The sequence below is a fragment of the Roseburia sp. 499 genome (assembly GCF_001940225.2).
GTDB lineage: Bacteria > Bacillota > Clostridia > Lachnospirales > Lachnospiraceae > Petralouisia.
Genome location: NZ_CP135164.1, coordinates 872700 through 884603, shown reverse-complemented (window position 1 = coordinate 884603; position 11904 = coordinate 872700). Strand labels below are relative to the sequence as shown.

10 protein-coding genes are annotated in these 11904 nt (G+C 39.8%); 1 reads left to right on the top strand and 9 read right to left on the bottom strand.

Going from position 1 to position 11904, the window contains the following annotated elements; genetic code table 11:
• Positions 1-9: 9 nt before the first annotated feature.
• Complete coding sequence (locus BIV20_RS04460; RefSeq protein WP_075718484.1) at positions 10-1407, bottom strand: aldehyde dehydrogenase; 1398 nt, start codon at positions 1405-1407, stop codon at positions 10-12.
• Positions 1408-1478: 71 nt separating this feature from the next.
• Here BIV20_RS04460 and BIV20_RS04455 point away from each other — a divergent pair, with 71 nt between their 5' ends.
• Positions 1479-2471 (top strand): ABC transporter substrate-binding protein, encoded by a 993-nt coding sequence (locus BIV20_RS04455; RefSeq protein WP_075718482.1) that lies wholly within the window; start codon positions 1479-1481, stop codon positions 2469-2471.
• Positions 2472-2547: 76 nt separating this feature from the next.
• On the opposite strand, the gene BIV20_RS04450 is transcribed toward BIV20_RS04455, so the two are convergent.
• The 8 genes from BIV20_RS04450 to BIV20_RS04415 all read right to left on the bottom strand — a co-directional run bounded on the left by BIV20_RS04450 (position 2548) and on the right by BIV20_RS04415 (position 11893).
• Complete coding sequence (locus tag BIV20_RS04450; RefSeq protein ID WP_075718480.1) at positions 2548-5136, bottom strand: InlB B-repeat-containing protein; 2589 nt, start codon at positions 5134-5136, stop codon at positions 2548-2550.
• A gap of 307 nt (positions 5137-5443) precedes the next feature.
• Positions 5444-7417 (bottom strand): RNA polymerase sigma factor, encoded by a 1974-nt coding sequence (locus tag BIV20_RS04445; protein WP_075718478.1) that lies wholly within the window; start codon positions 7415-7417, stop codon positions 5444-5446.
• 207 nt (positions 7418-7624) lie between these two features.
• The gene (locus BIV20_RS04440) at positions 7625-8197 is read right to left on the bottom strand and encodes a hypothetical protein (protein WP_075718476.1); all 573 of its coding nucleotides are present in this window, start codon (positions 8195-8197) and stop codon (positions 7625-7627) included.
• Entirely contained in the window at positions 8194-8670 is a 477-nt protein-coding gene (locus BIV20_RS04435; protein WP_075718474.1) for a hypothetical protein, read from the bottom strand. Before BIV20_RS04435 ends, BIV20_RS04440 begins: the two co-directional genes overlap by 4 nt.
• A gap of 19 nt (positions 8671-8689) precedes the next feature.
• Positions 8690-8833 carry a hypothetical protein gene (locus BIV20_RS04430; RefSeq protein WP_158024906.1) on the bottom strand — a complete coding sequence of 48 codons (144 nt, stop codon included), beginning with the start codon at positions 8831-8833 and terminating at the stop codon, positions 8690-8692.
• Positions 8834-8963: 130 nt separating this feature from the next.
• Complete coding sequence (locus BIV20_RS04425) at positions 8964-9299, bottom strand: hypothetical protein (RefSeq protein WP_075718472.1); 336 nt, start codon at positions 9297-9299, stop codon at positions 8964-8966.
• Between the two features lie 15 nt (positions 9300-9314).
• Positions 9315-10817 (bottom strand): hypothetical protein, encoded by a 1503-nt coding sequence (locus BIV20_RS04420; protein WP_075718470.1) that lies wholly within the window; start codon positions 10815-10817, stop codon positions 9315-9317.
• The gene (locus BIV20_RS04415; protein WP_075719178.1) at positions 10814-11893 is read right to left on the bottom strand and encodes an ATPase, T2SS/T4P/T4SS family; all 1080 of its coding nucleotides are present in this window, start codon (positions 11891-11893) and stop codon (positions 10814-10816) included. Before BIV20_RS04415 ends, BIV20_RS04420 begins: the two co-directional genes overlap by 4 nt.
• Between the last annotated feature and the right edge of the window lie 11 nt (positions 11894-11904).

Here is an 11904-nt window from a genome sequence, read left to right as displayed (position 1 = left end):
AGATTATTTTTATTTTAAAAACATCCGCATTATCTTTTCTTTCTGCTTTCCATAAGGAACATAACGAACAGGATTGTCCAACCAATTATACTTTTTCACTATACTCTTTTTATGGGAGAAGGTGTCAAAACTCTCTTTTCCATGGTAACTTCCCATACCACTCTCTCCAACACCACCAAATCCCATATGGGAAGTTGCTAAATGAATGATAGTATCATTAATGCATCCTCCACCATAAGAAAGCTGTTCGGTAATTCTTCGCTCTACCATCTTATCTCCGGTAAATAAATACAATGCCAATGGCTTTGGTCTTTTTCTTACAAATTGCACTGCTTCCTGAATATTCTCAAACTCTAGAACAGGCAATACCGGTCCGAATATTTCTTCTTGCATAATCGGTGACTTAGAACTTACATGGTTCAACACAGTAGGCGCAATTTGTAAAGAATCTTCCTCTACCGCTCCCCCGATTAAAATCTCCTCTCCTTCTATCAATTGTTTGATACGTTTAAAATGTTTTTCATTGATGATTTTAGGATAGCTTTCTCGATTTTCTAACCCTTTCCCATACATCTTTTCTATCCAAAAAAGCACATATTGCAAGAATTCTTCCTTTACCTCTTTTTGTACTAAAAGATAATCCGGTGCTACACATGTCTGACCTGCATTCAAAAATTTTCCAAATACCAAACGCTTTGCTGCCAACTTCAAATCAGCTGTTTTTTCTACAATACAAGGACTCTTCCCTCCCAATTCCAATGTTACCGGTGTCAAATGTTCTGCTGCTTTTTTCATGACCAATTTTCCCACCTGTACGCCACCGGTAAAAAAGATATAATCAAATTTCTGTTCCAGCAGACTCTGGTTTTCTGCTCTTCCTCCTTCTACCACAGTTACGTATTCTTTTGGAAAGGTCTCCTCAATCATTCCTTTTATCACTGTTGATACCGCTGGAGAATAATTAGATGGCTTCAGCACACAGCAATTTCCCGCTGCCAATGCTCCGATTAATGGCTCCATGCAAAGCATAAATGGATAATTCCATGGTGACATAATTAAAACCACTCCGTATGGTTCTGACTTTACATAGCTTTTACTAGGAAACTGTGCCAATGGAGTTCTTACCTTTTTATCCATCATCCACTTTCTTAAATGTTTCTTTACATAGCGCAACTCCGCTAATGTCATCCCTACTTCTGTCATATATGCTTCAAAGGCTGACTTATTTAAGTCCTTTTTCAACGCTTTATTAATCTCTGTTTCCCATTTTAAAATCGCCCGCTCCAATCGATTCAGTGCTGCCATTCGATATTTCCAAGATTTTGTTTTTTGCGTCTCATAATATTTTCTTTGCATTTTTACTGTCTTTTCAATATCCATAAGTCCTACCCTTTCTACTATGCTCATATTCTTCTTTGTAATTATATCACATTTTTACCTCTTTCCCATAACTTAATAAAAAATGAATAGGATTTATTATGAAAAAGATTCTTTGTCTGGTTACCTTATTTTGCATCCTCTGTTCTTCCGGTTGTTCTTCCTCAAAACAGCAACACCTTACTGACGTTACTTTAAACGAAGTAGCACATTCTGTCTTTTATGCACCTATGTATGTGGCTATCGAAAAGGAATATTTTGAAGAGGAAGGTATCCATTTGACGTTGGTTACAGGTTTTGGCGCCGATAAGACTATGACTGCTCTCCTTTCTAATGATGCAGACATTGGCTTTATGGGACCGGAAACTACGGTCTATGCCTATAACGAAGGGGCCAATGACCCTGTTGTTAACTTCGCCCAACTCACCCAAAGAGCAGGAAACTTTTTAGTAGCCCGTACAAATATAGATAATTTTTCCTGGTCCGATCTTCAAGGAAAAACCGTACTTGGTGGACGAAAAGGCGGTATGCCTGAAATGGTCTTTGAATATATTCTAAAGAAAAATAATCTGGACCCTTCTGTAGACCTTACCATTATTCAAAATATTGACTTTGGCTCCACTGCTGCTGCATTCTCTGGAGGACAAGGAGATTTTTCTGTGGAATTTGAACCGAGTGCTACTACATTAGAAAAAGAAGGAAATGGTTATGTTGTAGCTTCTCTCGGTGTTGACTCCGGTTATATTCCTTACACTGCTTTCAGTGCAAAATCCAGCTATCTAAAAGAACATCCCGAAATCATCCAAAGTTTCACAAATGCAATTCAAAAAGGTATGACCTATGTCAGCACTCACACTCCTGAAGAAATTGCCAACGTAATTGCTCCCCAGTTCAAGGAAACAGATTTGGACACTATTACTGCCATTATTACCCGATATGCCCAACAGGATACCTGGAAAACAGACGTTATCTTTGAAGAAAAAAGCTACGATTTACTCTTGGATATTCTGGAAGAAGCAGATGAATTGTCTGAACGCCCAGCTTACAAAGATTTAGTCGATACTAATTTTGCCCAAAAAGCTGCTGAGAAATAAAGTTTTATATCATGGGAAGTTCCTATTTTCTGTACACCACTATAAATAGGCTTCCCTTGATATGCCTGTTCCTCTTCTATTCCTTCTTTCTCAAATAAAATATCTCCTCTGAATCCCCATTCTTCTGATTGGTTAATGCACTCTCCAGCACACTTCTGTACTCCGGGTCATTTCTCCAGACGGATTCCGGATGCAGACCTCCATTGTCATAATCAGCACCAAAGTATTTCTCGTTGATAAATCTGGTATAGCAGAAATCTGTCTGCGCCAGTGGCTCTGTATTGGTAATAAAAACTGTAACCGTCTTATAAACAGTATTTCCTATACTGTCCACTGCCTTATACGTCATGCTGACACTCCCGCTGTCTGTCATTCCGGTAAAGTCTGTTGCTGCATATCCGTACAGACTGAGACTTCCGTTGATTCCATTTTCTGCTATCTGTGTGCTTGTCCGATTCTCAAGTTCAATATCTTCCCGGTCTGTAGCCGATGCGGTACTTAACAGTTCCTCTTCTGTTATTTTTCCCTGTTGTGCAAAGTCCAGACTGAAATAGCGGTCTACTGCTTCAATCTCCGGGCAATCATCCCAGATGGCATAAAGGGTAACTACCGCTCCATCTTCAGGCGTTAGATTTCTTACTGTGTCTTGGTCGGCAAATTCTGTTTCATACACCGCACCGTCCCGGTTCCATCCGGTAAAGACACTTTCTCCCTGTTCTGTTGTACGGACAAACAGATTCGGCAGTAATGTCACATCCTGGTCATATACTGCCGGAATATCTTCCATTGCTCCATCCGTAGCTCCGTTTCCATCAAAATGAATGGTATATGAATTTGCACTCCATTGTGCATACAAGGTTACAACACCATTCTTTTCTGTGGTAAGATTCTTCACTTGCTGCTTATCTGCATAGGATGTTCCCGTTCCATCCGGTGACGTATTCCATCCGGTAAAGGTATATCCGGTTCGTTCAAACTCATTTGGATTCAGTGTCACAGGCACATCATATTTCGCCTTTTGGTTCTCCATACTTCCTGATGTTGCACCGTTTCCGTCAAATGCTATCTGGTAATCATTTGCTGTCCAGTGTGCATACAATGTTCCACCATTTACAGTTGGTGTATATTTTGCTCCTGCATTTCCAATAAATGTTCCACCCGTTGGGCTGGTGTACCATCCTGCAAACTGATAACCCGGTCTTGTGGCTGTTGGCAACGTAACACTTCCCGGTGTCCAGTCTGCAGTAAGGTTTACTGTTTCGCCCTGTCTGGTGGCAAGATTCGCAACCCACGCCTGATTCGGATATAGGTCTGATGTAGCGGTATCAACACTAACTGCACCTTTTCTTCCTTCATAAATTCCATTGTTCATCCAATGAGCCACATATGCCAGACGGTTATTTCCAAATGCTGCCTTTAAGTCAGTTCCGCCGTAATTCATATAATCGTCTATTTTAAAATTATAGCTGGCTTGACGATTTTCAGTTCCATATAAAATACTATAGATATACCAATGTTCAAATGTGGCATACTTGTTATATCCCCACGTCATTTTAACATCAGGATATTTATTGATATAATACGGTGCATCAAAACCAAAGTAATTGAAATACATCCCTTTGTAATATAGGGTATTGTTATCCTGCCATCCATTAAATGTGGCATCGGCAATATCACTTGTCTTTGCACTGGTTCCGCCATTTCCGTTATAGTTGACACCATACTGCTTTTTGAATCCATTAGTATTCAGGAAACCACCTACACCAAAGGTACAATTTTGATTCGGTGTATTTCCGGAGGTTGCTCCGTTACCTTCAAAATGAACCGTATATGTGATAGGGGTCCACTGGGCATAAAGTGTTACCACACCACCGTCTGTTGCAGTCAGATTTGATACTGCCTGGCTGTCAGAATACCACTGTCCGCTTCCATCCCATGCAGTGTTCCATCCAACAAATCGGTAACCATCTTTCTGGTAAGCATTGGCTGTAAGATTAAATGTCTGGTCATAAGTCGCAGACTGATTTGCCATGGAACCTGTCGTAGCTCCATTTCCGTTATACACTATGGTATAGTTATTAGGTACAAAACGGTATCTTGTCAGTATATGCGTAAATGATACCGGACGATATTCGTTTTCTCCCACATCTCCTCTGGCACAACCTAACCAATAGTGCTGAGAACCAACAAAATAGTTTACGTCTGTGTATTGGCAGTGGGAAAAATATATCCGGTAATATGCATATGCTGCATAACCATCATCACAGTCATAAGGCTCCGACAATATAAGACCAGCAGTACCCGGAACACTTCCCACCAGAAGTACATTTCCCACCTTATCCGCTCTCTTCCCCACCGGCTCCCTTGTCTGAACTTCTGTCCAAAAAGTAAGTCCCGGAGATGCCTGTACCGCTCCCTGTATCTCTGCCGCACTATGCTTTAATCCGGTCTGGGCACAGGTGAGGGTTCTTGTATCTACCCCAGGCGTATGAACACAAGGAGTTTGATCTAATACTTCCAAATGATACCCCGTCTTTGTAGCATTTGGGTCATAGGTAACTTCCGGTACAGCAGCTTCTACAGTTACCGAAAAAAAAGCAGTACTAAGCATACACGCCAGCACCGCAGTTAGAATTCCTTTCCCTATTCTTCTTTTTCTCTTCATTCTCTTTTTCTCGCTCTCCTTCCCTTAACAAATTGATTTTATACGATATTTCTTCTATGCCATACTCTAATTACAAAAGAAACAATCGACCGCAATGGATTGACCACTATCAGAATAGAATTACCACCTTGCAACACGATTGTTCCTTATCCTAATTTTATTATCCCCTTCTTTTACTGACTACTATCTTTCTGCGCTTCTTTCAGCCTCTGCTAACTTTCCGCACTATCTCCCTTATCATCTTTCGAAAAATGTGCTGACATTCCTCTTTGATACCACACATATACCCCATCATCCGCAATCCTCTCTAATTTCCATAAATAAAATAACTTCCAAATATATCACTAGAACGAAAATTAGAACGACAATACACATTCTCATCTATACTATCCCATAATGCTCTTGCTTCTGCATTCTGTTCTGCTGGATAATGCACCAAAGTGCAGTTTCTTCCCGGTAACTTTGCAGTCAACTGTGCCTGTGCTCCTGCATCATCATAAATAAAATCAAACCATGCATTACATATTGATGTTAACATTTCCGCTTCTTCTATTGTCCACCCATTCGGAAGAACACCTGTTAACGTCGGGTCATCATTTACTGGTGTTATCGGCTCTGCACTCGGTGTATTACTTGTGCCTCCGCCATTACTTGTGTTTCCATTCCCAGTACCACTTCCTGCGCCATTTCCGTTACCACCATTCCCGGTACCGCCATTTGAATTTCCGTTTCCAGAACCACTTCCCGTATTTCCATTCCCGGTACTTCCATTTCCATTGTTTCCATTATCAGATGTTCCGTTTCCGGTATTTCCTTCGGTATCATCCGCTGCTACTTCTGTGGTATTTTCCTGAAGGAATGCCATGATTCCCGCATTCACTTCCTCTAATTTTGCATTGGCATCCTTATACTTCACTGCATCAAACAATTCCTGATACTCTGTAAGGAGCTTGTCCCACGCATCCTGATTTTCCTGTGGGAACGTTGCATTATGATAATCCATGATAGCCATTTTTTTCTCTGTCAGATACTGCTCATTCTGCTGTCTGTATCCTTCCAGATTCTTTTCCAGTGTTACCATGGTCTTTTCTGTCGCTTCATCTGCTGTTTTCTCATCCAATGCCGTCTTAATCGTTGTAAAATCACGATTCAAAATCTCAATGACTGCATCCTCCAGAATCAGATTGTCTCTTAATTCCTCAGCTTTTTCATACCGACTAGTCAAGTCTGCAAGAAGTTTTTCCTGTTCTGCCTGTGCTTTCTTTTCAGCTTCTGCCTTTTCTTCTGCCTGCACCTGTGCTTCTTTTACTTCTGCCTGATGATGTACATATACGCCTGTTGCTACTCCAGCTCCCGCTACTACAACGCTTACTGTCACAATGGCCGCTATCTTTACTTTTCCTAATCCTGCTAATTTACTTAATAACTTGTTCATACCTGTTCCTTGTCCTTTCATTTCTCCTGTCAGTCCTGTTTTTAAACCATTTCCTATGCCTGCTGTTTCACCGGAAATTGCCATTGCAATATTTCCGGCTCCTGCACTCTGGAATGCCAGCGTAGATGCCGATACTCCTACCTGTGTGCAGACCTGATTGTAAATTCCCTGTGCGGAAGCCTGTGGAAGTGTTGTTTCCTCTAACAACATCTTAATCGCAAGCAGTAACAATGGTGCACTGAAACCATGCAGCCTGCATCCTTGCTTTCTCTCCAGCTCCACAATATGCTCTTGCAAACGTTTTCTTGCCAGATGCAGACGGCTCTTTATTGTGCCTGCACTGGTTTCTGTCAGTTCTGCAATCTGTTCCACTTTCAAACCATCATAGTAAAAGGATACAATAGCACTTTTCTGCTCCGGTGATAGTTTTTCCAGCAATCCCTTTAAGATTCCAGCATTTTCCCTAACAATAGCATCTTGTTCCAGTTCTACAGATTCATCCGGTATTTCTTCAAACATTCCCTGATTTTCCTCTGACAGTAATACATGATTCTTTTTCTTTCTTATCATTGATGCTCCCTGGCGCATAGTGATGGTATTGAGCCATGCATACAGACTGTCTGCATTCTTAAGGCTTCCAATATTTCGATAAGCCGCCACATAGACCTCCTGTATCAGGTCTTGTACCTCCTGCTCATCATTAATTGCAAGTTTCGCACGGGAATAAACGAAATTGTATGTCTCTCCATATATGTAGTTAAACCCTTTTTCTTCTCCCTGCTTCATTAACTCTATCGCCTGTTTTAGCTTTTCTGTCTGCATATTCTTCTCTCCATCCACTGCCATTTTCTCCTTTCGATGGTCTTTTTATTTTTAACCCTCATATATAAGTCGCATCAACTTTTCATTTGGTTTAAAATTTTTTACATTTTTTTCATTTTCTTCCAAAAACGCAGGTATGAACCGATATTATCAGCCTTCCCGCCAAAAAGCAAGCTGTTTTCCTCTTTATCTATTCTATTTTCAATGTTCCTCACATTCTATTTTCCCAAATCAATTCATCTTCGCAGTAAATACTCTGCTATATTCTACTACAGTTCCATCCATCTCTACTTTCCGCCCTGTTTCGTCCAACCAACAGATAAAATTTTCATTGGGATTTGCCGGTACAGGCAACACACTTCCTTCTGTAAGTGTATATACTTTATAGTCTACATTTCCAACCTTATAAACTACGGTATACCTCTTCTTTTTTTCCAAACGATACTTTTCCAAAATTATCGTTCTTTCGGCACTCACTTTCTCTTTATTTCCCAAAGGATTGTGATACTCCTCTTCTGCCTGCACCGACAATATGCCCTTCTCTGGTTCTGCTTTCATAATAGAAACAACTATTTCCGAATCACTTTCAATTCCCATAGAAAGATTCTCCTTAAACATTTCAATAAATTCTTCTCTCGTAATTTCCTGTTTTACCTTCACACTTTCTATGGTTTGCTCCGCTGCATGCTCCAATGCTTTTTCTAATTCATTTTTTCGAACACTGCGTCCACTAATTATCATAACAGCCGCAATCACCATAAATGTGATTGCAGACATCATGATTCCATTTATCACATGTTTCATTCTTCCACCTTCCTATTATCCACAGAAACCTCTATTTTTTCTGTTGTATACTGATTTTCATCATCCTGCGTTTTGATTTCAAATATATAGATTCCCGCTTTCTGAAAGATTACCTGATGTGTTTCCCTATGATACACATCCATACAATTTACTCCATTTTTGTCTGTGATTGTTTCTACTTTTACATTTAATTTTTTACCTTCTGCATCTTCTGCCGAAAATACTTCTTCTATTAAAATTACTTCCCCTACATGCCAACTTTTTTCTGTATTACACCAAATCTTTGGCTTTTCCCGTTGACATATTTTTGAAAAAATTGAAAAATCCTGATATTCTGTATAGGAATTTTCCTTTATCATTGCTCTGTTTCCGATAACTGCCAGAATTCCTGACGTAAGAACTAACATTATTATCATGAACCCTGCCATTCCTGCCAGCAAAGTCTCCCCATATTCTTCTATCCATTTTCCCATTACAATAAGCTCCTTATATTTAGCAGATACTTCTGGAAAATGCCATCATTATTTCATAAATACTTCCTTTCGGAAGCAACATACATACTACAACTCCTGTTATTGCAACTGCTCCCGTAATTCCCAGAATCACTCCTCCATACTCATTCCATAAAGTTCTCATCTTTCCTCTCCTCCTTAATATCCACTTACTCTTATTAACAACTGCCAGAATACTCCCACCATCATTAAGCCTGCAATCACATAAATTACCATTCCTGCATATTCCTCCATTATCACTTTCATATTTTCTCCTATCCTGCCATTCCACGAATCTCATGTTGAGAAAAAAGATTCAATACCGGTATAGCATAGTCATAATATAAGATTACAGATGCTAATTGTATGTTAGCATCCTCGTCATATACTGCAGGTTCAATTTCCACTTGATATCCTGCTTTCTCTGCTTGTTCCATACACGCCTCAATTACTTCCTCATTAAAATTACTACATGCAATTTCTTCCATAATATCTGAATGATAATCTCTTGCAGCCGCAGTCTGTATCCCAGCCGCTACCACTTCCATTCCTGTTAACGCTTCCAAAAGAAGAAAAAACAATCCCATGTATATTTTTATTACCTGTCCCATTCTTTTTCCTTTCCGTTAAATACTCATTTTTGTAAGAAAAACCACCATAAACACTGCCATATTTATCATCATTTGAAAAGAAATTGTAATCTGAGGCAAATATCCAATAGCATTAATTCCTGCCAATTTTTTCTCATTTAATATCTTCTCTGACTGATCCAGTAGCTTTTCATTACGTCTTACCATGACTTGTATCTGTTCCTGACTGTCACCATTTCCAGCTTCTGATATAGCATATAACATTTTCATTGCTGACTGCACATAGGACAACTGAAACATTTTTAAAAATTCCATATAAGGTTCTATGGATTCCGGCTGGTCTTTCAACCCTCGTATCATCTTCTCTAACTCTGGTTTTAACACTGGCGGTGCCTCTGAAACTGTCTTTCCAACAGCAACCTGCACATTGTTTCCCTGTAGTAGCAGTGCCATTTCCATCAACCATTGGGGGAAACGAAGATTTATCTCCTTCACCAGCCAATTATAGCTAATGTGATATGCAATTCTATTTTGATTTCCTAAGAAAATCCCTACCACAACCAAAATAACTGCCACATAAACATGTCCTTTCCATAAGCACCATAGCATTCCAAGCCCAAGTGGTATCGCCCACAACAAACTCTTTTTCCATGCGCCCGGCTCCTTTTCACTTGTCACTACTTTCCAATAATACCGGACCTTTTTCTCCTCACTGTTACTGTCTCTTTCCAGCCAACTTCCAGCAAGTTCACGATTTGCCTTTCGGAAAATCAACATATTCAAAATTAGATAACAGGTTGTTCCTATCTGGGTTACCGGATGATTTACAATAGAATATTGTTCCGGCATAGAGCGATATACTCCATGAAATACAGCAGCCAGAATGATTGTAATAATAAGTGCCATAATCACCCTACTTCTGCCTCTTTTTTTATCTTCCTGCAATAACAGCACATTCTCTACCCACAAAGCCTTATCTGCTAACAAGAGCTTGATTCCGCTCCTATAATCTCCACCATTTTTCTCAATCAATCGTAAGAAATTGTGTATAGCAGAAATCCTTCTCCCCGGATACTGCACCTCTATTTTTGAAAGTGCCTCCTGATACAAATCCTTTTCGTAGACTCCATTCTCAATATACTCTATTGCCTGATTAATGGATGTACGCATCCTGCCTTCTACAAAAAGGCTTCCTGTATCTCTAAGCGCCGCCAAAATTTTCCCTTCCTGCTGAAAGGAATATAAAATCTGTTCCATATAGTCTGCAGCTTCTAAAAACTTCTTATGTTCATACATATTCTTGTATCCATTTAGTATCATTCCCGGCAATAGCACCATCCACACTACTACCATTGCTGTAGTGAGGTACCAACGTAACGAAAAAATAATGCCACACAAACACACACCTACAAAAGATATCACTAACGAAAACAAGTAACTTCCCATAGAAAAATAATATCCATATTCATCAATCTGCTTCTGCAAATGTTTCGGATTCAACATCCACCAGATACTTTCCTTTTTTCTTCTCTTTTTCATTTTTCCTCCTGTAAAAAGCTCATATCCAACGGTTCATATGCCAATGTTTCTTTACACCGAAATGGCTCCGCTATCCCTGCACGTTCCATTTTTCTTTTGATATCTTTCGGGATTTCTTTTGACAGGATTTCTCCATTCTCCAACAACATATAAATATTGTTTTTTCCCCTGTACCGGTCATAAAAACACACTTGGTCTATATAACGTTTCTGCCGCCCCTTCTCATCTGTACGCTGACGAATTAAGACACCCACACTGACAAACTCATAGATATAATTTTCCAGACGCTCTGCATCCTTTGCTCGACCAATCATATTCATAATTCGATCCGGCAGATTTCTCAAATCATCCAGATGTAACGTCGTAAAACCGCATACTCCGGTAGACCACTGTTCTAACAAATACTGTACTTCCGTAGAACGTGCCTCTGACAATATAATCCACTTTGGATTCTGCCTAAGACACAACTTAATCGCATCTGTATAACTTAATTCCCTGCTCACTTGTAATTCTACACAGTCATTTTCCGGATTAATTTCCCGAAAATGCATTTCCAGATTATCTTCAATGGTAATTGCTCTCTGATTAGGCGGTATAAATCTGGAAAAAAACTTTGCGCACTCCGTTTTTCCTACTCCCGGTTCTCCACAAAAAACAAAATTCATCTTTGCCCTTACACAATTAATCAACAGATTTAGTATCGGCAAGGGACAATACTTCGTATCTAACATGCTTTCAATGGTATGCCTTACCTCCGGCAAGGACTTACGAATGCAAATGGAACGTCCGGACACTGCCGCCGATTCATGCACAATACTAATTCTAAGTGTCTTTGTCTCTGCCTCTAAAACATTATGCATCCGGTTAAAGGGTTTATTTACCCGATTGGCAATCCGATGTGTAAATTCCTCTACAAACTCCTCTGTCACGGTCACTTCTGCACGATATCGCCCATGCTCTAAATCGGTTATCCACAACTCGTGTCCGTTGTAATCAATATCTGTTACTTCTTTCTTTTGTATATAGGGTAATAATACCCCAAAATCCTCTTCTTGAAGTTCCCAGCTTGTTTCCACGTACTTTTCCT

Bases quoted from the DNA above. Each gene is read 5' to 3' on its own strand.
- BIV20_RS04435 (WP_075718474.1), bottom strand. From the start codon at position 8,670: ATGGGAAAATGGATAGAAGAATATGGGGAGACTTTGCTGGCAGGAATG.
- BIV20_RS04450 (WP_075718480.1), bottom strand. From the start codon at position 5,136: ATGAAGAGAAAAAGAAGAATAGGGAAAGGAATTCTAACTGCGGTGCTG.
- BIV20_RS04425 (WP_075718472.1), bottom strand. From the start codon at position 9,299: ATGGGACAGGTAATAAAAATATACATGGGATTGTTTTTTCTTCTTTTG.
- BIV20_RS04460 (WP_075718484.1), bottom strand. From the start codon at position 1,407: ATGAGCATAGTAGAAAGGGTAGGACTTATGGATATTGAAAAGACAGTA.
- BIV20_RS04430 (WP_158024906.1), bottom strand. From the start codon at position 8,833: ATGAGAACTTTATGGAATGAGTATGGAGGAGTGATTCTGGGAATTACG.
- BIV20_RS04440 (WP_075718476.1), bottom strand. From the start codon at position 8,197: ATGAAACATGTGATAAATGGAATCATGATGTCTGCAATCACATTTATG.
- BIV20_RS04420 (WP_075718470.1), bottom strand. From the start codon at position 10,817: ATGAAAAAGAGAAGAAAAAAGGAAAGTATCTGGTGGATGTTGAATCCG.
- BIV20_RS04455 (WP_075718482.1), top strand. From the start codon at position 1,479: ATGAAAAAGATTCTTTGTCTGGTTACCTTATTTTGCATCCTCTGTTCT.
- BIV20_RS04445 (WP_075718478.1), bottom strand. From the start codon at position 7,417: ATGGCAGTGGATGGAGAGAAGAATATGCAGACAGAAAAGCTAAAACAG.